Raw genomic sequence first — 22,468 nt, 5'->3', positions numbered from 1 at the left:
GGGGTGAACCTTTTGAATAAAACAGATATAAAAGCGTTAAAAATTTTACTTGCCTCAACCGAAGAGATCCTCTCCTGGTCTCATGGTGAAGTCAAAAGAGGCGATACTTACAGCTATAGAAATTACATGCCGGAGCCTGATGGGCTTTTTTGCGAAAAGATATTTGGACCGGTGCACTCATATCAGTGCCATTGTGGAAAATTAAAAGGGAAGCAGTATGAAGGTCTGAAATGTCCAAATTGTGGTGTTGAGATACTTCCCTCGAGTGTAAGAAGAGAACGTTTTGGACACATTCAACTTGCTACACCTGTTGCTCATATCTGGTATTTTAAAAATAATATAAACTACATTGCACTCCTTCTTGATATGAAATCTCAGGATGTAGAAAAGATAATCTACTTTGTTGCGTATGTTGTAATAGATCCAAAGAAAACAAAACTGAGATATAAACAAGTCCTTTCGGAAGAAGAGTACTACATGTATAGATTCGAAGAAAACCTCGATTTCGTGGCTAAGAAGGGTGGAGAGGCAATAAAAGAGTTACTTGAAAAAGTTGATTTAAATAAATTGAGGGAAGAAGCATTAACAAAACTAAAGAGTGGCTCTTCGCAGGAAAAAAGCAACGCAGTAAGGCTTTTGAGTGTTGTTGAAGGATTATTAAACAACAATAGAAAGCCAGAAGATATGGTTTTAACTGTTATACCTGTCATTCCTCCTGATTTAAGGCCTTTAGTTCCTCTTGAAGGAGGTAAATACGCATCGGACGATCTTAATGAACTTTATCGAAGAGTGATAAATAGGAACAATCGTTTAAAGAAACTATACGAAGTAAACGCTCCTGACATAATGCTTGAAAATGAAAAAAGAATGCTTCAAGAAGCGGTTGACGCTCTATTTGATAATGGAAGGAAGCCATATCCTGTAGTAAATGCAAACAAACGACCTTTAAGGTCATTAACTGATATCCTCAAAGGAAAAGAAGGAAGATTCAGAGAAAATCTACTTGGAAAAAGAGTTGACTATTCAGGAAGAGCAGTTATCGTTGTAGGGCCCGAATTAAAAATTGATGAATGCGGTGTGCCAAAGGAAATGGCACTTGAGCTCTTTAAACCTTTTGTCACGTTTGAACTCTCAAAACTTGGTTACAACAAGAAGAAGGCGAAGGAACTCATAGAAAATCCAACACCAGAAGTTTGGAAAGCTGTTGAGGATCTTTCTAAGAACTATGTAGTGCTACTGAACCGTGCCCCAACGCTTCATAGACTTAGTATTCAAGCATTCAAACCAGTATTGATTGAAGGTAAGGCAATTCAAATTTCACCTCTTGTATGCACTCCATTCAATGCAGACTTCGATGGTGACCAAATGGCGATACATTTGCCACTTTCTTTGCAGTCGCAGATGGAAGCAAAGATGCTCATGCTTTCTTCTCACAATATCCTTTCTCCTGCTCACGGCGGTCCGCTTGATACACCTGTTCAGGATATGGTTATTGGAATTTACTACCTTACTCTATCAAGAGATTCAGAGCCGAAAAATAAACGTATTTACGATGATTCGTATTTGGTAGAACTCCTTTACGAAAAAGGGCTTTTAAAACTACATGATAGCATAAGATTTAACTTTAGAGGAGCAACCTTCACTACCACAGTTGGTAGGGTTATTTTTAATATGAAGATTCGTGAAGGCATTTTTGACGGTGAAGACGATTATCCTTTCATTAACGAAGTGGTTGGTAAGAAACAGTTGGAAAGAATTATTTCAGAATTTTACGACAGATATGGGCTTGTAAAAACTGATATACTTCTTGACAATCTCAAGGAAATAGGCTTTAAATTTGCAACCTTCAGTGGAATTAGTATCGGTCTTGATGATATAAAAATGCCTAAGGAGAGAGAAAAGATTATAAAAGAAGCACAGAAAAGAGTTGAACACATAGAAGAACAATATAATGAGGGACTATTATCGGAGCCGCAGAGGTATGAAGCGGTTGTAGAAATTTGGAGAAAGGCATCTGAAGAAATACAGAAACTTGTTTTCAACAATTTCGATAATTTTGATCCTGTTTACATGATGGCAATATCAGGTGCAAGAGGAAGCCCTACGCAGATAACACAGATGGCAGGAATCCGTGGACTTATGGCGGGTCCAACTGGTAAGATTATTGAGTTCCCAATTCTTTCAAACTTAAGGGAAGGACTTACTGTTCTTGAATACTTCCTCTCTACGCACGGTGCAAGAAAGGGACAAGCAGATACTGCATTGAGAACTGCTGATTCAGGATACCTTACAAGAAGGCTTGTTGATGTTGCTCATGGTATTATCGTTAAGGAAGATGATTGTGCAATAAGAAGAGTTAAGGCCACGATGGTTGGAGATGAACTTATTGAACCACTATCTTCAAAGGTTATCTTGAAAGTTGCAGCCGAAGATGTTGTTGATCCCAATACAGGAATGGCGTTTATTAGAAAAGGGGATACAATCTCTTCAGAACAGGCAGCTCTTCTCGATAAACTTGGAATAACTTCTATTCTTATAGAGGATTTTGTAAACGGTGTTGATGTTCAACCAGTCGTCGAAGGCGATAATTACGATAAACCAGTAATAACTCTTGCCGAACAAATTTGGGGAAGATACGCTGCTGAAACAATTTATCCGCCAATTACTCTTAAGAAAATCAAAGTTAACAAGAAAGCAATTGGATATGTTCTTGCAGATTCAGTTTTTGACAACGGAGAATTGCTGCTTGAAAAAGGAAGAAAGATTACTGAAGGTGTTATTGAGATACTTGAAAAAGCGAAAATTAAGGAAATAGAAGTGTTTGATGAAAATATAGAGCCAATAATTAGAAAGAATGAACTTATAACAAAAGAAAAGGCAAAACTCATTGAAAGTCTTGGTATAAGAAAGGTAAAAGTTCGATCACCAATTACTTGTAATGTAGAACACGGTGTTTGTGCAAAATGTTATGGAGTCGATCTTTCTAATAGAGATATTGTAAAAGTTGGTGAAGCAGTCGGAGTTGTTGCAGCAGAATCAATTGGAGAACCAGGAACACAGTTAACCTTGAGAACATTCCATACTGGTGGTGTTGCAAGCCAAGATATTACTCAGGGTCTCCCAAGAGTTGAAGAACTCTTCTCTGCAAGAAGCCCCAAGGGAAAGGCAATTGTTTCTCCCGCAAAGGGTAAAGTTGAAGTAACTTCTGATAAATTGAGACAACTCATTACGATAACTGGAGAAAAGGGAGAAAAGATAAAGATTCCTGCCCCTCGTGATAAGAAATTGAATGTGAAGACTGGAGACTATGTTAATGTTGGTGATATTCTAAGCGATGGCCCTCTTGATCCAAGAGAGATTCTTGACATTAAGGGTATGAATTTTACTTCCAGGTATCTTTTGCATGAGATTGAGAAGGTTTACAAATCTCAAGGCGTTGATATTAACATAAAACATATTGAAATAATATTGAAGAGAATGTTTGATAAGGTTGAGATTGTTGATTCTGGAGATACCAACTTTTACGAAGGTGAAGTTGTAAATAAAGACGATGTACTTAAAGAAAATAGAAAAATGAAAGCGGAAGGTAAGAAGATTGCTAAATTTAGACTTCTTGTCCAGGGTATAACAAAATCAGCCCTTTCTTCTGATAGTTTCTTGTCTGCTGCATCCTTCCAGGAGACGCCAAGAGTTCTTGCAGAGGCAGCGATAAAAGGAAAGATTGATTTGTTGCGTGGAATGAAAGAATCTATCATCGTGGGTAAAAAGATCCCGGCAGGTACAAATATGGATTTTGAAGAATAAATGATGTTATTGACATTTAAAATAATTTTGCTATAATTTTAAACTGTGTGAAAGAATTTAATTAGGAGGAAATTGATATGCCGACTTTTAACCAATTAGTAAGAAGTCCGAGAGAAAGGACAAAGGAAAAGAGTAAAACACCTGCATTGCAAGGGTGTCCACAGAAGAGGGGTGTTTGCATTCAAGTAAGAACAATGACCCCTAAAAAGCCAAACTCTGCTTTGCGTAAAATTGCAAAGGTGAGACTTACCAATGGGGAGGAAGTCATTGCCTATATTCCTGGAATTGGACATAATCTCCAGGAGCACTCCATGGTTTTAGTGCGTGGTGGAAGGGTAAAAGACCTTCCAGGTGTAAGATATCACATCATTCGTGGTGCATTAGATGCAGCAGGTGTTGAAGGAAGAATGCGTGGAAGATCTAAGTATGGTGCAAAGAAACCCAAAAAGGGAGGTGCATAATGCCCCGTAGAGGACCTGCTCCGAAAAGAGAAATTGAAGGTGATCCAGTTTATAATGATGTAATGGTTGCAAAACTTATAAACAATGTTATGAAAGACGGAAAGAAAAGCCTTGCAGAAAAAATTGTTTATGCTGCATTCGATATTTTGCGAGAGAAAACAGGAAAAGACCCACTCGAGGTCTTTGAACTTGCTTTAGAGAAGGTTAGACCACTTGTAGAGGTTAAGCCCAGAAGAGTTGGTGGTGCAACCTATCAAATTCCCATTGAAATTGAAAAGGAAAGAGGACAAAAACTTGCTATTAAGTGGATTATACAGGCTGCGCGAAGTGTTAAAGGCAAGAGAATGGAAGAAAAGTTGGCAGATGAAATTATCAATGCATCTAATGAAACTGGTGCAGCATACAAGAAGAAGATTGATTTGCATAAGATGGCAGAAGCAAACAGATCTTATGCACATTTACGTTGGTAGGTGAATATTTATGCCGTATATTGATACCCCTCTCGAAAAAATACGAAATATTGGAATCATTGCCCATATTGATGCGGGTAAAACAACAACAACTGAAAGAATTTTGTATTATACCGGCACAACTTACAAGATGGGTAATGTTGACGATGGAAATACTGTTATGGATTGGATGGTACAAGAAAGAGAGAGGGGTATTACTATCACATCTGCTGTTACGACCTGTTTCTGGAAAGGACACCAGATTAACATTATTGATACGCCCGGCCATGTTGACTTTACGGCTGAAGTTGAAAGGTCACTTCGAGTGCTTGACGGAGCCGTTGTGATATTCTCCGCCGTGGAGGGCGTTGAAGCTCAATCAGAAGCGGTTTGGAGACAGGCAACGATGCACAAAGTGCCAAGGATTATTTACATTAATAAAATGGACAGACTTGGTGCATCTTTTGAAGATACGCTTAAAAGTATTGACGAAAGACTTAATGTAAAAATAATACCTACCCAGATTCCATTGGGTGAAGAGGATGAGTTTGTTGGTGTAATTGATCTCATAGAGGGAAAAGCCTATGTATATACCTCTGAAACAGGCGAAGAGTTTAAAGAAACCGGAGTCCCAGAAGAATATAAGGATAAATTCGAAAAGTATAGAGAAATTATGCTTGAGAACGTTGCAGATGTTGATGAAGATGCACTTGAACTTTACCTTGAAACAGGCACAATACCAAAGGATGTTTTAAAGCAAGCGATAAGACGGGCAACAGTAAGTGGAGTTGCTTTTCCTGTTTTTGTTGGCTCATCGTTTAGAAATAAAGGTATTCAAATGCTCCTTGATGGTATTTGCGAATATTTACCATCTCCTATTGATAGAGGTGAAATTGTTGCAACAACTAAGGATGGAAATGTCATTAAATTACAACCAGATCCATCTGGACCACTTGCGGCACTTGTGTTTAAGGTTATGGCAGATCCTTATTCCGGAATTTTAAGTTTTGTGAGAGTTTATTCTGGCACCCTTGAGAAAGGAAGTTATGTTTTAAATGCAACCACAAATGAAAAGCAAAGAGTCGCAAGATTATTAAGACTTCATGCAAATAAGCGTGAGGATGTTGATTATCTCAAAGCAGGTGATTTAGGAGCAATTGTTGGCGTGAAAAATGCCATAACGGGACACACAATATCAGATGTAAGTATGCCTTTGGTACTTGAAGATATTAAATTCCCCGAGCCAGTTGTTTCCGTTGCAATTGAACCCAAGACAAGAGCAGACCAGGAAAAGCTTTCACAGGCACTTGCAAAGTTTGCAATTGAGGATCCTACTTTCAAAATTAAATACGACGAAGATACATCTGAAACAATTATTTCTGGTATGGGTGAGTTACATCTTGAGATTATTGTCGATAGGTTGTTTAGGGAATACAACATTGAAGCACGTGTTGGTAAACCACAGGTTGCTTATAAAGAGGCAATTTCAAGTTCTGCAAAAGCAGAAGGGAAATACATAAGGCAAACTGGTGGGCATGGTCAATATGGACACGTTATAATTCAAGTATCTCCAATTGAGACCGATAAGGGTGTTGTATTTGAAGATAAAACAAAAGGTGGAATAATACCGAAAGATTTTATTCCTGCAATTGAAGAGGGTGTTAAAATTGCCTCTGAAAACGGGCCTCTTCTTGGCTTTCCCGTTTATGGAGTGCATGTAGAGCTTATTGATGGCTCATATCATCCAGTAGACTCATCTGAACTTGCATTTAAAATAGCTGCATCTAAGGCATTTAAGGATGCTGTGTCAATGGCAAACCCTTATCTTCTTGAGCCGATTATGAGTGTTGAGATAATTGTTCCGATGACATTCTTAGGTGAAGTAATAAATAGTGTTAATGCAAGACGTGGAAGTGTAAAGGGGATGATTGAAAGAGGTAATACGGTTATTGTTCATGCACTTATTCCTCTTGAAAGTATGTTTGGTTATACAACGGTTTTAAGAACACTTACACAAGGTAGAGGATCTTTCTCAATGGTTTTCCATAAATATGAGAGAGTACCTGCCGCTGTACAGGAAGAAATTTTGAAGAAAGCAAAAGGAGAAATTTAGGAGGTACAACATGGCAACGAAAGAAAAATTTGAAAGGGTAAAGCCGCACGTAAACATCGGTACCATTGGTCATATTGATCATGGTAAGACTACCCTTACAGCAGCAATTACAAAAGTATTAGCAACTCTTGGTAAAACTCAACCCAAGAGGTACGATGAAATTGACAACGCACCTGAGGAAAAGGCAAGAGGCGTTACCATCAACGTCCACCACACTGAGTATGAAACCGAGAAGAGGCACTATGCTCACATTGACTGCCCCGGTCATGTTGACTACATCAAGAACATGATCACCGGTGCAGCACAGATGGATGGTGCAATTCTCGTTGTTGCAGCAACAGATGGACCAATGCCTCAAACAAGAGAGCACATCCTTCTTGCTCGTCAGGTCAACGTACCAAGAATTGTTGTTTTCATCAACAAAGTAGACATGGTTGATGATCCAGAACTCATTGACCTTGTTGAAATGGAAACAAGAGAACTTCTCTCCAAGTATGGATTCCCAGGAGATGAAGTACCAGTAGTTAGAGGTTCAGCCCTCAAAGCACTTGAGGCAGAGGGTGATATCTCCCGTGGAAAGAATCCATGGACAGATAAAATCTGGGAACTTATGGATGCAGTAGATGAATACATCCCAACCCCAGAAAGAGCAATTGATAAGCCCTTCCTTATGCCCATTGAAGATGTCTTCACCATCACTGGAAGAGGTACAGTTGTAACAGGAAGAGTTGAAAGAGGAATCATTAGAACTGGTGATCCAGTAGAAATCGTTGGTCTTTCCTTTGAGACAAAGAAGACTGTTGCAACAAGCATCGAGATGTTCAGAAAAATCCTCGATGAAGGACAAGCAGGTGATAACATCGGAGTCCTCCTTAGAGGTATTGACCACGAAGAAGTTGAAAAAGGTATGGTACTTGCAGCACCTGGTTCCATTAAACCCTACAGAAAATTCCAGGCACGTGTCTATATCTTGAGTAAAGAAGAAGGTGGAAGACACAAACCCTTCCTTACAGGTTACAAACCTCAGTTCTTCTTAAGAACTGCAGACGTAACAGGTACAATTGCCCTTCCTGAAGGCGTTCAGATGGCAATGCCAGGTGATAACGTTGATATGACTGTTGAACTCATCTATCCTGTTGCTCTTGAAGAAACTCAGAGATTTGCTATCCGTGAAGGTGGTAAAACTGTAGGTGCTGGAGTTATTACAAAGGTTATTGAGTAAAGGAGTGTGATGAAATGAAAAAAGATCGTTTAAGAATTAGACTAAAGGCTTTTGACAACAAGATTCTTGACCTCTGGGCTGCAAAAATTGTTGAGGTTGCAAAATCAAGCGGAGCAACAGTTTCAGGCCCTATACCGCTTCCAACAAAAAGAACAGTGTTTAACGTTTTGAGGGCACCTAATATCGACAAGGATTCTCAGGAAGCATTCGAAATTTGTGTGCATAAAAGATTGATTGAAATTATTGATGCTACACCCGAAATTACACAAAAATTGGCGAACATGGATATACCTCAGGGTGTGGAAGTTGAGATTAAGATTTAGTGGAGGTTGTTATGGCAAAGGGAATTTTAGGACTTAAAATTGGGATGACTTCCGTTTACCTTGGGGATACTCTTGTTCCTGTGACAGTAATACAGGCAGGTCCTTGCACAATTGTTGACAAGAAAACAAAGGATACTCATGGTTATGATGCGGTAGCGCTCGGTTTTTTGGAAGTAAAAGCGGAGAAATTAAACAAACCTATGAGAGGTGTTTTTGAAAAGAAAGGACTTAAGCCTTTCAGATTCTTGAGAGAAGTAAGAGACATGGAAGGAGAAGTTGGTGATACAATAACTGTTGAAGCATTTAAAGATGTCAAATATGTGAAAGTCACAGGGACATCAATGGGTAAAGGCTTCCAAGGTGTAGTTAAACGTTGGGGATTTGGTGGATGGCCAAGGACCCACGGTCATGAAGCAGAAAGACGTCCAGGTTCTATTGGTCAGCGTGCAACACCTGGTAGAGTTTTCAAAGGAATGAAGATGGCAGGTCATCTTGGAAACGAGACGGTAACAATAAGGAATCTCGAGATTGTTAAAGTAATCCCTGAGAAAAATCTTATTCTTGTTAAAGGAAGCGTTCCTGGACCTGACAAAGGTTTGCTCCTTATCAGAGCATAGGAGGATTGAAATGAAGAGCAATGTTATTGATGTAAAAAATAATACAGTTGAATCACTCGAACTTCCCGATGATTACTTTGCAAGAGAGGTAAAAAAACACCTTATTTACCAAGCAGTTCAAAGATATCTTGCAAATAGAAGAAGAGGTACTGCGGACACCAAGGAAAGAGGAGACGTAAGTTATAGTACTAAAAAAGTAAGACCCCAAAAAGGCCTCGGTCGTTCAAGGCAAGGTGCAAGAACTTCCAATATTTGGAAAGGTGGCGCAGTTGTATTTGGGCCTCATCCAAGAGATTTTTCTAAGAAGATGAACAAAAAAGAAATCGATGCTGCAATATTTTCTGCCTTAACTGCTCGTTTTAATGATGGCGACGTGCATATAGTGAGCAATGTAAAACTCTCAGGGAAGACAAAAGAAGGTGTTGAAGTTTTAAAGAAAATCGAAGAAACTATTAAAAAGAATCTTGGTGATGTTTTATTTGTTTACTCTGAAGAGAATGGAGAAGTTGAGAGAGCATTGAGAAATGTCCCGACTGTAAAACCATTAAATTACAAGTTCCTTAATGCTTACGACCTTATGGTTTTCGATTCAATTGTATTGAGCAAAGAAGCAGTTGAAGGTATTGAAGGGTGGTGGAAATAATGGAAACATATGAAATTTTGATTAGACCTTTAATTACAGAAAAAACAACAAAGCAGATGGCTCAAGGAAAGTACACCTTTATTGTCCACGAAGATGCAAACGTGCAGATGATTAAAAAAGCGGTGGAAGAGGCATTTAATGTAAAAGTAAAAGACGTAAACATTGGAAAAGTTTTTGGCAAAAAGAAGAGAGTTCGTTATGCATTTGTTAGAACTCCTACCTATAAAAAAGCAATTGTAACACTCTATCCTGGTTATAAGATAGATGTTATCCAGAACGTTTAATGGAGGTAAGATATGGGTTTAAAAGTTTATAAACCAGTGACTCCAGGCCTTCGTGGAAGAACAGTTTTGAACCACAAAGAGGTTATTACCAAAACTGAACCTGAAAAATCTCTTGTGGAAGGTTTAAGGAAAGAAGGCGGAAGGAACAATACTGGAAAAATTACCGTAAGACATAGAGGTGGTGGAAATAAACGTCTCTATAGAATTATTGATTTCAAAAGAGATAAGGATGGAATTCCGGCCAAAGTTACTGCTATTGAATATGATCCAAACCGTTCCGCATACATTGCTCTTCTTACATATGCAGATGGCGAGAAAAGATACATTATTGCACCACTTGGTCTAAAAGTAGGTGATACAGTTATGTCTGGGCCAGATGCAGAAATAAAAGTTGGTAATGCATTACCTCTGAAAAATATCCCCCTTGGAACGTTTATCCATAACATTGAACTTATTCCTGGTAAAGGTGGGCAGATTGCAAGATCTGCTGGAGCAGCAGCCCAGTTGATTGCAAAGGAGAGTGAGTATGCTCAGGTGAGAATGCCCTCCGGTGAAATTAGAAGGATAAGACTTGAGTGTAAGGCTACGATAGGGCAAGTCGGGAATTTGGATCACGAGAATGTTAACCTTGGTAAGGCCGGTCACAAGAGACATCTTGGCATAAGGCCAACTGTAAGAGGTTCGGCTATGAACCCTGTTGATCACCCGCATGGTGGTGGAGAAGGTAAGGCACCTATTGGCCACCCTGGTCCTCTTACACCTTGGGGCAAACCAACACTTGGCTATAAGACAAGAAAGAAGAAAAATCCTTCCGACAAATACATCATTAAGAGGAGGAAATAATTATGGGAAGAACTGGTAAATGGGTTGATCCTAAACTTCTTGAAAAAATTAGGAAGATGAACGAAAAAGGCGAAAAGAAAGTTATTAAAGTATGGTGCAGGCGTTCAACCATCACCGAAGAGATGGTTGGGCACACAATAGCAGTCCATAATGGAAAAACGCACATTCCGGTTTATATTGTTCCTGATATGGTTGGGCATAAGTTGGGTGAATTTGCGCCTACCCGAACATTCCACGGACATAGAGCACCTACTGCACGTGTGATCACGAAGACATAAGGAGGCACTAAATGGAAGCATATGCTATTGAGAGACACCTCAGATTATCTGCAAGTAAAGCAAGACTCGTTGCAGAACTTATAAAGGGTAAATCTGTAACCGAAGCAAGGGCAATACTTAGAGCCCTTCCACATAAGGCTGCACGTTATCTTGAGAAGGCGCTAAATTCTGCAATTGCAAATGGAGTTAACAATTTTAAGATGGACGAAGACCTTATGTATGTTTCTGATATTTTTATTGATGCAGAGGGACCCCTTAAGAGAGTTCTTCCAAGAGGATTTGGTAGAGCAGACATAATAAGAAGGCCAATAAGCCAAATCAAGATAATTGTTAAGGAGAAAGAGGAGGTTTAATGTGGGACAGAAAACTCATCCTTATGGTTTTAGATTAGGAATAACAAAAGATTGGTGGAGTAAGTGGTACTCTCCGAAAAAGGATTATTCCTCATATCTTCTTGAAGACTTTAGAATTAGAAAAGAATTTAAATCTCTTGGGTTCAATGCGGCAATTTCAAAAATTGAGATTATAAGAAAAGGCGCTTCAGAGTTGAGAGTTGTAGTTCATACAGCTCGCCCGGGAATGCTTCTTGGTAAGAAGGGTTCTGAAGTAAGTAAACTCGAGGATATGGTGAAAAAGGTAATCGACCATAAATACGACAATTTGAAGGTTGATATTAGAGAAGTAAAGCATCCTGAAATTGATGCAGAACTCATTGCACAAAACGTTGCTCAGAGAATAGAACAAAAAACACCTCACAAAAGAGCAATAAAACAAGCGATAACACGAGCAATGAGATCAGGAGCACAGGGTATAAAGATTCAAGTTTCCGGTAGACTTGAAGGCGCAGAGATTGCGAGAACTGAGTGGTTTAGAGAAGGAAGAGTCCCATTACAGACGCTCGATGCAGATATCGATTATTCCGAGCAAATTGCAAAAACAAAGTTTGGGGTAATCGGAGTAAAGGTGTGGGTATATAAGGGAGAGGCAAAAGAACCTTTGTTCTTTGCTTCATAATTGGAGGTGAAACTATGTTAATGCCAGAAAGAGTTAAATATAGAAAGATGCACAGAGGAAGAACTAAAGGTAGATCAAAAGGTGCTACATCTGTGCATTTCGGGGAATATGGAATCCAGGCACTTGAGCCAGGATGGGTTTCCTCAAGACAGATTGAAGCATGCAGGTTGATATTAATCTCTGCTGTAAGAAAAAGCGGAAAACTTTGGATAAGAATTTTCCCAGATAAGTCAGTTACCAAGAAACCAGCAGAAACAAGAATGGGCGGTGGAAAAGGTGATGTTGATCACTGGGTTGCAGTTGTAAAACCTGGAAGAGTTATGTTTGAGTTTTCGGGAGTAAATAAAGAAACTGCAGAAGAACTTACAAAACAAGTCGGACATAAACTTCCAGTTAAGGTAAGAATGCTTACCTTAGAGGAGGAATAATTATGAAGATTCAGCAAATTCGAGATATGACTGATCAAGAAATCGAAAATACTTTGAAAACCCTAAGGAAAGAACTTTTTAATTTGAGATTCCAACTTGCTACGCACCAACTTCACAATCCTGCACGAATTAGAATAGTGAAGAAGGACATAGCAAGACTTCTTACCGTTAAAAGGGAACGTGAGTTAAAGAAGGAAGAGGTGTAAAATGGGAAAGAAAGAACTTGTCGGTGTAGTTGTAAGTACCTATATGAAAACTGCCGTTGTTAAAGTTGAACGTATTACCCATCATCCCCTCTATTTAAAGCAGATGAAGACCTTTACTAAATACTATGCACATGATGAAAATAATCAGGCAAAAGTGGGAGATGTAGTAAAGATAAGACAAACTCGACCATTGAGTAAACTTAAAAGATGGAGAATTGTTGAGATTTTGGGTGGAGGTGAATAATGGTTAGACAGTATTCACGTTTGGTTTGTGCAGATAATACAGGAGTTAAGGAAGTTTCCATCATAACAGTTCTTGATGTTGGACATAGACCTACAGGCACTGTTGGCGATAGAATTGTTGCAACAGTTAAAAAGGCTGTTCCGAATAGTCCTATTCCAAAGGGAACTGTTGTGAAAGCAGTTATTGTGAGGACAAAATATCCTATCAAAAGAGAAGATGGAAGCATTATAAGGTTTGATGATAATGCATGTGTTATTCTTGATAACGAAGGAAATCCAAAAGGAACACGTGTATTTGGACCAGTTGCAAGGGAAATAAGAAAGAAAGGTTATGTAAAAATTGCGTCCCTTGCTCCTGAAGTGCTGTAGGAGGAGAAATTATGAATAAGGTTAAATATCTTGATATAAAGAAAGGTGACCTTGTGGTTGTTATCGCAGGAAAGGATAAGGGAAAACAGGGGAAAGTTTTAAAGACAATACCTGAGGAAGGTAAAGTAATTGTTGAAGGCATTAATATGCAAACGCACTTTCTCCGTCCAACCCAGGATATGCCACAAGGTAAGATTACAAAAAGAGAAGGGCCAATTTATGCCCATAAAGTCATGGTAATATGCCCTCATTGCCACACCAAAACAAGAGTTTCTCACAAGATTCTCGAAGATGGCACATCAGTTAGGGTTTGTAAAAATTGCCATGAAGTTATCGATAAGATTTAAGAGGTGCATGCATGGGAAAGAAAGTTACATTTAAATTGGATAATAAACTTGAAAACTTATTGTCAGAAAAATTACCTCAGTCTCCTTTAAAGTTGAAATACGAAACTGAGGTAAAGAAAAAAATGATGGAAAAGTTTGGTTATAAGAATGTAATGCAGGTTCCAAAAATTGTTGCAATCGCTGTAAATAGAGGAATAGGTGAGGCAAACGAAAACCCCGCTGCACTTGAAAAGAGTATTCAGGAGTTTATCCTAATCACAAGGCAGAAACCTGCAATAGCAAGAGCAAAAAAATCCATTGCTTCATTTAGGGTAAGGGAAGGTGCACCGATTGGTGTGAGAGTAACCCTTAGAGGAAATAGGATGTATACATTCTTTGAGAAACTCATAAACACTGCTCTTCCAAGAATTAGAGATTTCAAAGGTCTCTCACCAAACTCTTTTGATGGAAGAGGAAATTACACATTTGGGATAAAAGAACAGTTGATTTTCCCTGAGATCGAATACGACATGGTTGATAAGGTAAGAGGCTTTGATGTAACCATAATTACAACTGCAAAAACAGATGAGGAAGCAAAGGCCTTGTTAGAGTTTATGGGCTTCCCATTTAGAAAGAATTAGAGGTGAGATATGGCAAGAAAGGCAATGATTGAGAAAGCAAAGAAACCTCCAAAATTCAAAGTAAGGCAGCATAATAGATGTAAGATTTGCGGAAGACCTCGTGCATATTACAGCAAATTCGGCATATGCAGATTGTGTCTGAGAAAACTTGCTCTTAAAGGCGAACTTCCTGGTGTCAAGAAAGCAAGTTGGTAAGGAGGAAGAATATGATTAATGACTTAGTTTCTGATGTCCTTGTAAGAATAAAAAACGGAAGTGATGCACGACACAAATTTGTTGTTGCACCTTCTTCCAAGGTAGTTCTTGAAATATTGAGGGTCCTTAAAGAAGAAGGCTTTATAAAGGATTTCGACTCGATTCAAATTGATGGGAAACCTTTCGTAAAAATTCATCTTAAGTATGGACCAAATAAAGAACCATCTATTGTTGGTATAAGAAGAATAAGCAAACCTGGTAGAAGAATTTATGTCAAGAAAGATGAACTTCCAAAAGTGTTTGATGGGTTTGGAATTGCTATCATCTCTACGCCTCAAGGTATTATGAGCGACAAAATGGCTCGTAAACTTGGGCATGGTGGTGAAGTTGTCTGTTTTGTTTGGTAGGAGGTGCGTATGTCAAGAATTGGAAAAATGCCAATACCAATTCCGCAGGGAGTTACAGTTAATATCCTTGATGGAAATGTTGTTGAAGTTAAAGGTCCCAAAGGAGCTTTGAAAAAAGAATTTCACCCTGAAATGAAAATTGAAATAGTGGATAATGCAATTGTTGTAAAAAGGAATTCAGATAAGCCTTTCTATAAGGCTCTTCACGGAACGACCAGGGCACTTCTCAACAATATGGTTGTTGGAGTTACAAAAGGTTTTTCGAAGAGACTTATTATTAACGAAAAGACATATAAAGGCGAAGTAAAGGGAAGAAAAGTTCAATTTGAGTTAGGGTATAGTCACCCAATTTTAATGGATATACCAGAAGGTCTTAATGTAACAATTGAAGGACAGGTCATCACTGTATCAGGTATTGATAAAGAGGCTGTTGGAGCTTTTGCTCAGAAAATACGTCATCTTAGAAAAGTTGATCCTTATAAGGTGAAAGGTATTATCTATGAGGGCGAGAAGATCAGGCGTAAAGCCGGTAAGACCGTTGCTTCTGGAAAGTAAGGAGAGTGGACTATGATTAAGATAACACCGAGAAACGAATTAAGAAAGATAAGACACAAAAGAATAAGAAAAAAAGTTTTTGGTACTGAATCAAAGCCAAGACTTTCTTTATTCATCAGTTTAAAGCACGTTTATGCCCAGCTTATTGATGATGAACATGGAAGGACGCTTGTTTCCGCTTCAACTCTTGATAAAGATTTGAAAGAAACAGTAAAAGATATGAGTCTTACAGAAAAAGCAAAAGCGGTTGGAAAATTGATTGCAGAACGTGCACTTGCCAAAGGTATTGAGACAGTTGTGTTTGACAGAAGCGGATACAAGTATCATGGTAGAGTTAAAGCCCTTGCGGATGAAGCAAGGAATGCAGGACTCAAATTTTAGTAGGAGGGTCATGTGGCTACGATGGATAGAAGAACAGAAGTAAAAGAATTTGAAGAATCTATCTTGCAAATTGATAGAGTTTCAAAAGTTGTTAAAGGTGGAAAGATTTTGCGTTTTAGAGTTGCTGTTGTAATTGGAGATAAAAAGGGCAGAGTTGGTGTAGGTGTTGGAAAAGCGAGAGAAATTCCATCCGCAATTCAAAAGGCAATAAACGACGCAAAGAGAAATCTTGTTACTGTACCCTTGAAAAACAATACAATTCCTATGAGAATAACTGCAAGAAAGGATACGGCACACGTATTTCTTGCACCAGCAGTTCAGGGAACAGGTCTTGTAGCAGGACGTGTCGTTAGAATGATTGCAGAAAAAGCGGGTGTTCAGGATCTACTTTCTAAATCTCTTGGCTCTTCAAATCCTCTAAATGTTGCTCAAGCAACGTTGAAGGCTTTTAGGGACATGGAAAAAATCTTGAGAATTAGCGAACTGCGAAAGGTAAAAGAGGGAGGCAAAGATGAAAGTAAGTGATCTTAAACCAAAAGCCCATTCTAAGAAAGAAAAAACGAGAGTTGGTCGCGGTAATGGCTCTGGTAAAGGTACGTATTCTACCTATGGTTGCAAAGGACAGAGATCTCGTTCAGGTGGAGTAAAAGCAAAGGGATTTGAAGGTGGTCAAACCCCAATTTACAGGAGACTGCCAAAGTATAAAGGATTTAAACCTTTGGAGAAGGAAGAATATATTGAAGTTAATGTAGAAAACCTCGAAAAAATTGCAGGAACCGAAAAAGAAATTAATCTAAACGAACTTTTTGGGGGTAAAGTGAAAGTATTAGGAAGAGGTGAAATTAGCATTCCTCTTGTCGTGAAAGCTTCCAAATTCTCAAAACAAGCAAAAGAGAAAATAGAAAAAGCGCAAGGGAAAGTCGAGGTAATCTAATATGTGGGAAACAATTAGAAGAGCGTTTAAGTTAAAAGAACTAAGACAAAGAATTTACTTTACTCTCTTCTTGTTTATCCTTTTTAGGCTCGGAACATATATTCCTGTTGTTGGTATTGATAGGGCTCAAATTTCAAATCTCCTTTCACAGGGCGGTTTCCTTGCTTTAATGGACTTGTTCTCTGGTGGTGGTTATACGAATTTTTCGATTTTTGCACTTTCTGTTTTCCCATATATTAACGCATCGATTATCCTTCAACTTCTTTCTTATGTAATTCCTTCTCTTGAGGCACTTGTAAGAGAAGGCGGAGAAGAAGGGCAAAGGAAAATGGCACAATACACACGATATTTAACAGTTGCGCTTGCAGCACTTCAAGCATTTTCTGTTATTGTAATTTTTAGAAACTATCTTGTTAACCAAAGCATACTCCTCAAATTGGTGATTATGGCAAGCCTTATTGCAGGATCTTACCTTGTGCTTTGGCTTGGTGAAATTATGACCGATAGGGGAATTGGAAATGGTGTTTCTCTTATAATTTTTGCTGGCATTATAAGTAGAATTCCTGTAAGTTTTGTAGAAATTGGTCAGAAACTTTCTGCACAAGCAGTTAGTTTTGCAAGTGTTATTGGTGAATTCCTTGCATTCGTTGTTCTTCTTGTTCTTGTAATTTTTGCATATCAATCTGAAAGGCGTATACCTGTGCAATATGCAAAGAGAATTGTGGGTCGAAAAGTGTATGGTGGTCAAACCACATATATACCTCTAAGGCTTGTCCAAGCAGGAGTTTTGCCAATAATTTTTGCGGTTTCTTTTATGGCATTCCCTGCAACAATTGGACAGTTCTTCCCAAATTCATGGTTTACTAAACACATAGCACAGCCAATTTTTGGAACTCCAACAAGCATCTCATATAACCTTATTTATTTCTTCCTCATTGTTGGATTTACATTCTTCTATACAGAAATGACCTACGATCCAATTAAGTTAGCAGATGATCTTAAGAAATATGGAGGATTTATTCCAGGAATAAGACCAGGTGAACCTACTGCTCAATATATTGCATCGGTTTTAAGAAAAATAACTCTTCCAACATCTATCTTCCTTGGACTTGTTGCTGTTATTCCAAATCTTGTATTTAGGAAGATGACAATTACTTCTTTTGTGTTTGGAGGAACGTCCCTCCTCATCATTATTGGCGTTGCGCTCGAAACGATGAGGGAAGTGGAAGCATATCTCCTCATGAGGCAATACGAGGGCTTCTTGAAATGAAAAAACGCCTTGTAATTCTTGGCCCTCCTGGGGCAGGAAAAGATACACAAGGTAAAATGCTTGGGAAAGCCCTTAATATTCCAGTCATTTCCTCTGGTGATTTAGTTAGAAAAGAAATAAATGAAAAAACTGATTTTGGTTTGCGGTTTAAGGAATTAACAGAAAGTGGAAATCTTGTCCCTGATGATTTTATGAATGACTTCTTTGCACATGCACTTTCCAATTATAACCTTAAGGACGGCTATATTTTGAATGGATTTCCGCGCACAATAAATCAAGCAGAATTTCTTGATAGGTACTTAAAAGAAAGAGATGCGATAATCGACCTTGTCCTGTTTCTTGATGTTGACTTCGATACACTCGTTAAAAGGCTTTCAGGAAGAAGAATATGTAAAAACTGTGGTTCTGTCTATAATATCTATTTTTCTCCCCCGAAGGTAGATAATATTTGCGATATTTGTGGTAGCGAATTGATCCAAAGAGAAGACGATAAAGTTGATGCAGTTAAAAATAGAATCGAAGTTTATCTAAAAAGCACGAAACCCCTTCTTGATTTTTATGAGAAAAAAGGTATACTTAAAAGTTGCGATGCAAACAACTCCCCTGAAAAAGTTAACAAGGACCTAATAGAGGTCGTGAATGATTGTAATTAAAACAAAAGAAGAAATTGAAAAAATGAGAAATTCTGGTAAAATACTAAGATTGGTGTTGGATATGATTAAAGAAAAAATCGAACCTGGAGTAAGGACAATTGAACTTGACAGATTAGCCGAGAGAAGAATTTATGAACTCGGTGGGGTTCCCGCTTTTAAGGGATACAGGGGTTATCCTAATGCTCTTTGTATTTCTATAAATGATGAGGTAATCCATGGAATTCCCTCGGATAGAGTAATTCAAGAAGGCGATGTAGTTAAAATTGACGGAGGAGTAATACTCAACGGATATTACTCTGACGCAGCATTTACAAAAATTGCAGGTACCCCAAAAAGCGATACAGATGTAAAACTGGTTGAAGTTGTTGAAAAGGCCTTTTTTGAAGGTATTGCTGCAATACATGTTGGTGCTCACTTATACGACATTGGATATAACATTCAGAAATTTGTGGAAAGTAATGGTTTCTCAGTGTTGAGAGATTATACAGGACATGGAATCGGAAGAAACCTCCATGAAGATCCTTCTGTTCCAAATTATGGAAAACCTGGGACAGGTATTTCCTTAAAAGCAGGTATGACACTTGCGATTGAACCGATGATTACCGCAGGAAATTATAGAGTGTATGTTGATAAAAATGGTTGGACTGTTAAAACGGTAGATGGTTCAAATAGCGCTCACTTTGAACATACTGTTGCAATTTTTGAAGACCATGTGGAACTTCTAACGGAGTGAGGAGGGTTTTCATGGGTAAGGATCAAGTAATTGAAGCAGAAGGTGTTGTTGTGGAAACTCTTCCAGGCACGATGTTTAAGGTAAAACTTGCAAACGGAAAAATCGTTCTTGCAACGATAAGTGGTAAAATGCGTTTAAATTTTATAAAAATTTTACCGGGAGACCGAGTAAAATTAGAATTTAGTCCTTATGACCTTACTAAGGCACGAATTGTTTATAGACTTTAGAAAGGAGAGGTACAATGAAAGTAAGAACTTCTGTTAAAAAAATGTGTCCAAAATGCAAAATAGTAAGAAGAAGGGGAAAACTCATGGTGATCTGTGAGAACCCTAAACATAAACAAAGACAAAAGTAGGAGGTGAACTTTGGCACGTATAGCAGGCGTTGATTTGCCGAGAGAAAAAAGGATAGATGTTGCACTTACCTATATTTACGGAATAGGTAAGCATAATTGCTACGATGTTTTGAAGGAAGCGAATGTCTCTCTTAAGAAGGTAAAAGATTTAACTCCTGAAGAAATTAAAGCAATTGATGATGTAATAAGAGAGAAGTATGTTGTTGAAGGTGATTTAAGAAAAATTGTTGCTAACAACATAAAAAAGCTTATCGAAATTAACTGCTACAGGGGTATTAGACATAAGAGGAATTTACCTGTGAGAGGTCAGAGGACAAGAACGAATGCAAGAACAAGAAAAGGTCCAAAGAAGACTGTTGGATCTGTTAGAAAGAGTGCGTAAGGAGGTAAGATGAAAAAAGGTAAGACAAGCTCAAAGAAAAAGGTACAGAAAATAGCAGGTACTGCTAAGGTATATATAAATTCTACTTTCAATAATACAATTGTTACTGTAACCGATGAACAAGGCAACGTTGTTTGCTGGTCTTCTGCTGGAAGTAATGGTTTCAAAGGCACAAAGAAGGGTACCCCTTTTGCAGCACAAGTTGCAGCTCAAAAGGCGGCAGAAGAAGCAATTAACCTTGGAGCAAAAAGAGTTTCTGTCCTTGTAAAAGGCGGCGGACCAGGTAGAGAAGTTGCAATTAGAGCATTACAATCTGCAGGTTTACAAATTGATGAGATAAAGGACATTACACCTATTCCTCATAACGGCTGCAGACCGAGAAAACTTAGAAGGGTATAAGGAGGATAGCGATGGCAGTTTATAATGGACCTCTTTGCAGAATTTGTAGAGCACAACAAAAGAAACTCTTCCTCAAGGGAGATAAATGCTATACGAAAAATTGTCCTCTTGAGAAAGGACGTGGTATTCCTGGACAAAAACAGATTGTCCTACACATGAATAAGCCTACCGATTATAAATTCCACTTAATGGAAAAGCAAAAGGTTAAGGCTATGTACGGAGTTTTGGAAAGACAGTTTAGAAGATACTTTGATATCGCAATAAGGCAAAAGGAAATACCAACAGGCGATAAACTACTTGAACTTCTCGAAAGAAGACTTGATAATGTTGTGTATAGAATGGGTTTTGCGCCGAATAGAAGAACAGCAAGACAACTTGTTTCACATGGTCACATCCTTGTAAACGGCAAGAAGGTAAATGTTTCTTCTATAATCCTTAACAAGGGTGATGTTGTGGAGATAAAAGAATCCTCAAGACAAATTCCAATTATTAAAACAACTCTTGAAGAAAGAAACACTTTCCCCAACTGGGTTGAGGTTAATAAGGACTCATTTAGAGGAGTTGTGAAAGAACTTCCTAACGTTAAAGAACTTGCGCTTGATATCAATCCTACTTTAATAGTCGAGTTGTACTCCAAGTAATAAGGAAGTGAGAACATGTGGAAATTAGAGGAAGTTTCTCTTGAAGTTTTGAAAGAAGAAGGAAATTACGGAGAATTTAAATTTGCACCACTCGAAAGTGGGTTTGGTTTAACTTTGGGAACTGCTATTAGGCGAATACTTTTGAGTTCTATTGTTGGCGTTGCTCCTGTTGGTATTTATATAGATGGGGTTATACACGAATTTTCTACTATTGAAGGCGTTGTTGAGGACGTTGAGCAAATAATCCTAAATGTTAAGAAACTCATTCTTTCAATGGAAGCAATTGATAAGACAATTTTACGCTTTGAAAAAACTGGGGAAGGAGAATTAAAAGCTTCGGATCTTATCCATACAAGTGAAGTTACCATTCATAACCCCGATCTTCATATTGCAACAATCTCTTCTTCAAAAGGCAGACTTTCTGGTGAAATTTACATAAGAAGAGGAAAAGGTTATCTGCTTGAAGATGCGGTAGAAAAACTTGAAGATTTTCCTCAAACGGTAATTCCGATTGATGCAAACTTTTCACCAGTGGTAAAAGCAACTTTCAGGGTTGAGCCAACTCGATTTGAGGAATCTGTTGATTTCGATGCGCTTATCGTTGGGGTGCAAACGAAGGGCAATAAATCACCAAGGCAGTGTTTAATTGAGACAATAAATGTACTTCTTGATTATTCGAACGCATTTAATAAACTTCTAAACGGAAGTAAAGTAGGCGATATTTCTGACGATGTTAAGAACATGAAGATAGAAGAACTTAACCTTCCAGAAAGAGCATACAACGTTCTTGTTAAGAATAACATAAATACAGTTGGAGATTTGATAAAATATTCCGCAAAGGATCTTTTGGACCTCGATAAATTTGGTACTGCTTCTCTTAAGAGTGTTGAAGAAGCGTTAAGTAAATTGGGGTTAAAACTTAAAGAGTAGGAGGTGCTATATGAACCATGGAATTTCGTTGAGGAAATTGGGATTTTATCCAAGTTATAGGAAGAGCGTCCTTAGGAACCTTGCAACTTCATTAATCCTGAATGGGAGAATTGAAACTACTGAAGCAAGGGCAAAGGAAGTTAGAAGGATTGTTGATAAATTGATAACAAAAGCAAAGGAAGATAACCTAAATACGAGAAGATATGCACATTCTGTTTTATTTGATAAAGAAGCAGTTTACAAACTTTTTGAACTTGCAAAAGAGTATAAAGATAGACCCGGTGGGTACACAAGAATTCTAAAACTTGCAAAGTATAGACGTGGAGACGGAACTCCTCTTGTCCTCATTGAACTTGTTAAAGAATAATT

The 22,468-nt window shown here is 38.2% G+C and carries 35 protein-coding genes; all 35 read left to right on the top strand.

The features are described from left to right. Positions 1–3: 3 nt before the first annotated feature. The 35 genes from rpoC to rplQ all read left to right on the top strand — a co-directional run bounded on the left by rpoC (position 4) and on the right by rplQ (position 22,466). On the top strand, positions 4–3,804 hold the full coding sequence (rpoC, locus tag CSE_RS05595; RefSeq protein WP_041726101.1) for a DNA-directed RNA polymerase subunit beta': 3,801 nt from the start codon (positions 4–6) through the stop codon (positions 3,802–3,804). A 77-nt stretch (positions 3,805–3,881) separates the two neighbouring features. Then, on the top strand, positions 3,882–4,265 hold the full coding sequence (gene rpsL, locus CSE_RS05590) for a 30S ribosomal protein S12 (RefSeq protein WP_014453668.1): 384 nt from the start codon (positions 3,882–3,884) through the stop codon (positions 4,263–4,265). Continuing rightward, positions 4,265–4,735 carry a 30S ribosomal protein S7 gene (gene rpsG / locus CSE_RS05585; RefSeq protein WP_014453667.1) on the top strand — a complete coding sequence of 157 codons (471 nt, stop codon included), beginning with the start codon at positions 4,265–4,267 and terminating at the stop codon, positions 4,733–4,735. Before rpsL ends, rpsG begins: the two co-directional genes overlap by 1 nt. Positions 4,736–4,745: 10 nt before the next feature. Next, on the top strand, positions 4,746–6,827 hold the full coding sequence (gene fusA, locus CSE_RS05580; RefSeq protein WP_014453666.1) for an elongation factor G: 2,082 nt from the start codon (positions 4,746–4,748) through the stop codon (positions 6,825–6,827). Positions 6,828–6,837: 10 nt separating this feature from the next. After that, positions 6,838–8,049 (top strand): elongation factor Tu, encoded by a 1,212-nt coding sequence (gene tuf / locus CSE_RS05575; RefSeq protein WP_014453623.1) that lies wholly within the window; start codon positions 6,838–6,840, stop codon positions 8,047–8,049. A gap of 14 nt (positions 8,050–8,063) precedes the next feature. After that, on the top strand, positions 8,064–8,372 hold the full coding sequence (gene rpsJ, locus CSE_RS05570) for a 30S ribosomal protein S10 (protein WP_014453665.1): 309 nt from the start codon (positions 8,064–8,066) through the stop codon (positions 8,370–8,372). 11 nt (positions 8,373–8,383) lie between these two features. Continuing rightward, complete coding sequence (gene rplC / locus CSE_RS05565; RefSeq protein ID WP_014453664.1) at positions 8,384–8,989, top strand: 50S ribosomal protein L3; 606 nt, start codon at positions 8,384–8,386, stop codon at positions 8,987–8,989. Positions 8,990–8,999: 10 nt separating this feature from the next. Continuing rightward, positions 9,000–9,632, top strand: a complete 633-nt coding sequence (gene rplD / locus CSE_RS05560) for a 50S ribosomal protein L4 (RefSeq protein WP_014453663.1) — start codon at positions 9,000–9,002, stop codon at positions 9,630–9,632. Continuing rightward, entirely contained in the window at positions 9,629–9,916 is a 288-nt protein-coding gene (rplW, locus tag CSE_RS05555) for a 50S ribosomal protein L23 (protein ID WP_407919059.1), read from the top strand. Before rplD ends, rplW begins: the two co-directional genes overlap by 4 nt. Before the next feature lie 12 nt (positions 9,917–9,928). Beyond that, positions 9,929–10,759 (top strand): 50S ribosomal protein L2, encoded by an 831-nt coding sequence (gene rplB, locus CSE_RS05550; RefSeq protein WP_014453661.1) that lies wholly within the window; start codon positions 9,929–9,931, stop codon positions 10,757–10,759. Positions 10,760–10,761: 2 nt separating this feature from the next. After that, the gene (rpsS, locus tag CSE_RS05545; RefSeq protein WP_014453660.1) at positions 10,762–11,037 is read left to right on the top strand and encodes a 30S ribosomal protein S19; all 276 of its coding nucleotides are present in this window, start codon (positions 10,762–10,764) and stop codon (positions 11,035–11,037) included. 11 nt (positions 11,038–11,048) lie between these two features. After that, complete coding sequence (gene rplV, locus CSE_RS05540; protein ID WP_014453659.1) at positions 11,049–11,390, top strand: 50S ribosomal protein L22; 342 nt, start codon at positions 11,049–11,051, stop codon at positions 11,388–11,390. A 1-nt stretch (position 11,391) separates the two neighbouring features. Continuing rightward, entirely contained in the window at positions 11,392–12,051 is a 660-nt protein-coding gene (gene rpsC, locus CSE_RS05535; RefSeq protein ID WP_014453658.1) for a 30S ribosomal protein S3, read from the top strand. A 14-nt stretch (positions 12,052–12,065) separates the two neighbouring features. Further along, positions 12,066–12,479, top strand: coding sequence for a 50S ribosomal protein L16 (gene rplP, locus CSE_RS05530; RefSeq protein WP_014453657.1), 414 nt, complete (start codon positions 12,066–12,068; stop codon positions 12,477–12,479). Positions 12,480–12,481: 2 nt separating this feature from the next. Continuing rightward, on the top strand, positions 12,482–12,685 hold the full coding sequence (gene rpmC / locus CSE_RS05525) for a 50S ribosomal protein L29 (protein WP_014453656.1): 204 nt from the start codon (positions 12,482–12,484) through the stop codon (positions 12,683–12,685). 1 nt (position 12,686) lies between these two features. Continuing rightward, positions 12,687–12,929 carry a 30S ribosomal protein S17 gene (rpsQ, locus tag CSE_RS05520; protein ID WP_014453655.1) on the top strand — a complete coding sequence of 81 codons (243 nt, stop codon included), beginning with the start codon at positions 12,687–12,689 and terminating at the stop codon, positions 12,927–12,929. Beyond that, positions 12,929–13,297 carry a 50S ribosomal protein L14 gene (rplN, locus tag CSE_RS05515; protein WP_014453654.1) on the top strand — a complete coding sequence of 123 codons (369 nt, stop codon included), beginning with the start codon at positions 12,929–12,931 and terminating at the stop codon, positions 13,295–13,297. Before rpsQ ends, rplN begins: the two co-directional genes overlap by 1 nt. 11 nt (positions 13,298–13,308) lie before the next feature. Beyond that, on the top strand, positions 13,309–13,644 hold the full coding sequence (gene rplX, locus CSE_RS05510; protein ID WP_014453653.1) for a 50S ribosomal protein L24: 336 nt from the start codon (positions 13,309–13,311) through the stop codon (positions 13,642–13,644). Positions 13,645–13,655: 11 nt separating this feature from the next. After that, positions 13,656–14,264 carry a 50S ribosomal protein L5 gene (gene rplE / locus CSE_RS05505; protein WP_083836378.1) on the top strand — a complete coding sequence of 203 codons (609 nt, stop codon included), beginning with the start codon at positions 13,656–13,658 and terminating at the stop codon, positions 14,262–14,264. Between the two features lie 9 nt (positions 14,265–14,273). Then, positions 14,274–14,459 (top strand): type Z 30S ribosomal protein S14, encoded by a 186-nt coding sequence (locus tag CSE_RS05500; protein WP_014453651.1) that lies wholly within the window; start codon positions 14,274–14,276, stop codon positions 14,457–14,459. Between the two features lie 11 nt (positions 14,460–14,470). Beyond that, a complete protein-coding gene (gene rpsH / locus CSE_RS05495; RefSeq protein ID WP_014453650.1) occupies positions 14,471–14,866 on the top strand; it encodes a 30S ribosomal protein S8 in 396 nt (131 codons plus the stop codon). 9 nt (positions 14,867–14,875) lie between these two features. Next, positions 14,876–15,421, top strand: a complete 546-nt coding sequence (gene rplF / locus CSE_RS05490) for a 50S ribosomal protein L6 (protein WP_014453649.1) — start codon at positions 14,876–14,878, stop codon at positions 15,419–15,421. Between the two features lie 12 nt (positions 15,422–15,433). After that, complete coding sequence (rplR, locus tag CSE_RS05485; RefSeq protein ID WP_014453648.1) at positions 15,434–15,802, top strand: 50S ribosomal protein L18; 369 nt, start codon at positions 15,434–15,436, stop codon at positions 15,800–15,802. A 21-nt stretch (positions 15,803–15,823) separates the two neighbouring features. Beyond that, a complete protein-coding gene (gene rpsE / locus CSE_RS05480) occupies positions 15,824–16,327 on the top strand; it encodes a 30S ribosomal protein S5 (protein ID WP_014453647.1) in 504 nt (167 codons plus the stop codon). Further along, a complete protein-coding gene (gene rplO / locus CSE_RS05475; RefSeq protein ID WP_014453646.1) occupies positions 16,314–16,736 on the top strand; it encodes a 50S ribosomal protein L15 in 423 nt (140 codons plus the stop codon). The genes rpsE and rplO overlap by 14 nt, the downstream gene beginning before the upstream one ends. A 1-nt stretch (position 16,737) precedes the next feature. Further along, a complete protein-coding gene (gene secY, locus CSE_RS05470; RefSeq protein ID WP_014453645.1) occupies positions 16,738–18,006 on the top strand; it encodes a preprotein translocase subunit SecY in 1,269 nt (422 codons plus the stop codon). After that, positions 18,003–18,659, top strand: coding sequence for an adenylate kinase (locus CSE_RS05465; RefSeq protein WP_014453644.1), 657 nt, complete (start codon positions 18,003–18,005; stop codon positions 18,657–18,659). The genes secY and CSE_RS05465 overlap by 4 nt, the downstream gene beginning before the upstream one ends. Beyond that, on the top strand, positions 18,646–19,392 hold the full coding sequence (gene map, locus CSE_RS05460) for a type I methionyl aminopeptidase (protein ID WP_014453643.1): 747 nt from the start codon (positions 18,646–18,648) through the stop codon (positions 19,390–19,392). Before CSE_RS05465 ends, map begins: the two co-directional genes overlap by 14 nt. A gap of 11 nt (positions 19,393–19,403) precedes the next feature. Then, positions 19,404–19,619: a translation initiation factor IF-1 gene (infA, locus tag CSE_RS05455; RefSeq protein ID WP_014453642.1), complete on the top strand. Its 216-nt coding sequence runs from the start codon at positions 19,404–19,406 to the stop codon at positions 19,617–19,619. A 14-nt stretch (positions 19,620–19,633) separates the two neighbouring features. Beyond that, positions 19,634–19,747: a 50S ribosomal protein L36 gene (gene rpmJ, locus CSE_RS05450; protein ID WP_014453641.1), complete on the top strand. Its 114-nt coding sequence runs from the start codon at positions 19,634–19,636 to the stop codon at positions 19,745–19,747. A 10-nt stretch (positions 19,748–19,757) separates the two neighbouring features. Further along, on the top strand, positions 19,758–20,129 hold the full coding sequence (gene rpsM, locus CSE_RS05445) for a 30S ribosomal protein S13 (protein ID WP_014453640.1): 372 nt from the start codon (positions 19,758–19,760) through the stop codon (positions 20,127–20,129). 9 nt (positions 20,130–20,138) lie between these two features. Further along, a complete protein-coding gene (gene rpsK / locus CSE_RS05440; RefSeq protein WP_014453639.1) occupies positions 20,139–20,528 on the top strand; it encodes a 30S ribosomal protein S11 in 390 nt (129 codons plus the stop codon). Between the two features lie 11 nt (positions 20,529–20,539). Beyond that, complete coding sequence (gene rpsD / locus CSE_RS05435; RefSeq protein ID WP_014453638.1) at positions 20,540–21,169, top strand: 30S ribosomal protein S4; 630 nt, start codon at positions 20,540–20,542, stop codon at positions 21,167–21,169. A gap of 15 nt (positions 21,170–21,184) precedes the next feature. Then, positions 21,185–22,099: a DNA-directed RNA polymerase subunit alpha gene (locus CSE_RS05430; protein WP_014453637.1), complete on the top strand. Its 915-nt coding sequence runs from the start codon at positions 21,185–21,187 to the stop codon at positions 22,097–22,099. A gap of 10 nt (positions 22,100–22,109) precedes the next feature. After that, positions 22,110–22,466, top strand: a complete 357-nt coding sequence (rplQ, locus tag CSE_RS05425; protein ID WP_014453636.1) for a 50S ribosomal protein L17 — start codon at positions 22,110–22,112, stop codon at positions 22,464–22,466. Positions 22,467–22,468: the final 2 nt, after the last annotated feature.

This window comes from Caldisericum exile AZM16c01 (genome assembly GCF_000284335.1).
GTDB classification, from domain to species: domain Bacteria; phylum Caldisericota; class Caldisericia; order Caldisericales; family Caldisericaceae; genus Caldisericum; species Caldisericum exile.
This window is presented reverse-complemented; position numbering and strand designations above follow the sequence as displayed.

Excerpts from the sequence above, each read along its gene's own strand:
- infA (WP_014453642.1), top strand. The coding sequence starts at position 19,404 with ATGGGTAAGGATCAAGTAATTGAAGCAGAAGGTGTTGTTGTGGAAACT.
- rplX (WP_014453653.1), top strand. The coding sequence starts at position 13,309 with ATGAATAAGGTTAAATATCTTGATATAAAGAAAGGTGACCTTGTGGTT.
- rpsE (WP_014453647.1), top strand. The coding sequence starts at position 15,824 with ATGGATAGAAGAACAGAAGTAAAAGAATTTGAAGAATCTATCTTGCAA.
- rpsS (WP_014453660.1), top strand. The coding sequence starts at position 10,762 with ATGGGAAGAACTGGTAAATGGGTTGATCCTAAACTTCTTGAAAAAATT.
- rplC (WP_014453664.1), top strand. The coding sequence starts at position 8,384 with ATGGCAAAGGGAATTTTAGGACTTAAAATTGGGATGACTTCCGTTTAC.
- rplV (WP_014453659.1), top strand. The coding sequence starts at position 11,049 with ATGGAAGCATATGCTATTGAGAGACACCTCAGATTATCTGCAAGTAAA.
- secY (WP_014453645.1), top strand. The coding sequence starts at position 16,738 with ATGTGGGAAACAATTAGAAGAGCGTTTAAGTTAAAAGAACTAAGACAA.
- rpsD (WP_014453638.1), top strand. The coding sequence starts at position 20,540 with ATGGCAGTTTATAATGGACCTCTTTGCAGAATTTGTAGAGCACAACAA.
- rplN (WP_014453654.1), top strand. The coding sequence starts at position 12,929 with ATGGTTAGACAGTATTCACGTTTGGTTTGTGCAGATAATACAGGAGTT.
- rplE (WP_083836378.1), top strand. The coding sequence starts at position 13,656 with ATGGGAAAGAAAGTTACATTTAAATTGGATAATAAACTTGAAAACTTA.
- tuf (WP_014453623.1), top strand. The coding sequence starts at position 6,838 with ATGGCAACGAAAGAAAAATTTGAAAGGGTAAAGCCGCACGTAAACATC.
- rplQ (WP_014453636.1), top strand. The coding sequence starts at position 22,110 with ATGAACCATGGAATTTCGTTGAGGAAATTGGGATTTTATCCAAGTTAT.
- fusA (WP_014453666.1), top strand. The coding sequence starts at position 4,746 with ATGCCGTATATTGATACCCCTCTCGAAAAAATACGAAATATTGGAATC.
- map (WP_014453643.1), top strand. The coding sequence starts at position 18,646 with ATGATTGTAATTAAAACAAAAGAAGAAATTGAAAAAATGAGAAATTCT.
- rplO (WP_014453646.1), top strand. The coding sequence starts at position 16,314 with ATGAAAGTAAGTGATCTTAAACCAAAAGCCCATTCTAAGAAAGAAAAA.
- rplR (WP_014453648.1), top strand. The coding sequence starts at position 15,434 with ATGATTAAGATAACACCGAGAAACGAATTAAGAAAGATAAGACACAAA.
- CSE_RS05465 (WP_014453644.1), top strand. The coding sequence starts at position 18,003 with ATGAAAAAACGCCTTGTAATTCTTGGCCCTCCTGGGGCAGGAAAAGAT.
- rpsK (WP_014453639.1), top strand. The coding sequence starts at position 20,139 with ATGAAAAAAGGTAAGACAAGCTCAAAGAAAAAGGTACAGAAAATAGCA.
- rpmC (WP_014453656.1), top strand. The coding sequence starts at position 12,482 with ATGAAGATTCAGCAAATTCGAGATATGACTGATCAAGAAATCGAAAAT.
- rpsJ (WP_014453665.1), top strand. The coding sequence starts at position 8,064 with ATGAAAAAAGATCGTTTAAGAATTAGACTAAAGGCTTTTGACAACAAG.
- rpmJ (WP_014453641.1), top strand. The coding sequence starts at position 19,634 with ATGAAAGTAAGAACTTCTGTTAAAAAAATGTGTCCAAAATGCAAAATA.
- CSE_RS05500 (WP_014453651.1), top strand. The coding sequence starts at position 14,274 with ATGGCAAGAAAGGCAATGATTGAGAAAGCAAAGAAACCTCCAAAATTC.
- rplD (WP_014453663.1), top strand. The coding sequence starts at position 9,000 with ATGAAGAGCAATGTTATTGATGTAAAAAATAATACAGTTGAATCACTC.
- rplP (WP_014453657.1), top strand. The coding sequence starts at position 12,066 with ATGTTAATGCCAGAAAGAGTTAAATATAGAAAGATGCACAGAGGAAGA.
- rpsL (WP_014453668.1), top strand. The coding sequence starts at position 3,882 with ATGCCGACTTTTAACCAATTAGTAAGAAGTCCGAGAGAAAGGACAAAG.
- rpsG (WP_014453667.1), top strand. The coding sequence starts at position 4,265 with ATGCCCCGTAGAGGACCTGCTCCGAAAAGAGAAATTGAAGGTGATCCA.
- rpsH (WP_014453650.1), top strand. The coding sequence starts at position 14,471 with ATGATTAATGACTTAGTTTCTGATGTCCTTGTAAGAATAAAAAACGGA.
- rplF (WP_014453649.1), top strand. The coding sequence starts at position 14,876 with ATGTCAAGAATTGGAAAAATGCCAATACCAATTCCGCAGGGAGTTACA.
- CSE_RS05430 (WP_014453637.1), top strand. The coding sequence starts at position 21,185 with ATGTGGAAATTAGAGGAAGTTTCTCTTGAAGTTTTGAAAGAAGAAGGA.
- rpsQ (WP_014453655.1), top strand. The coding sequence starts at position 12,687 with ATGGGAAAGAAAGAACTTGTCGGTGTAGTTGTAAGTACCTATATGAAA.
- rplB (WP_014453661.1), top strand. The coding sequence starts at position 9,929 with ATGGGTTTAAAAGTTTATAAACCAGTGACTCCAGGCCTTCGTGGAAGA.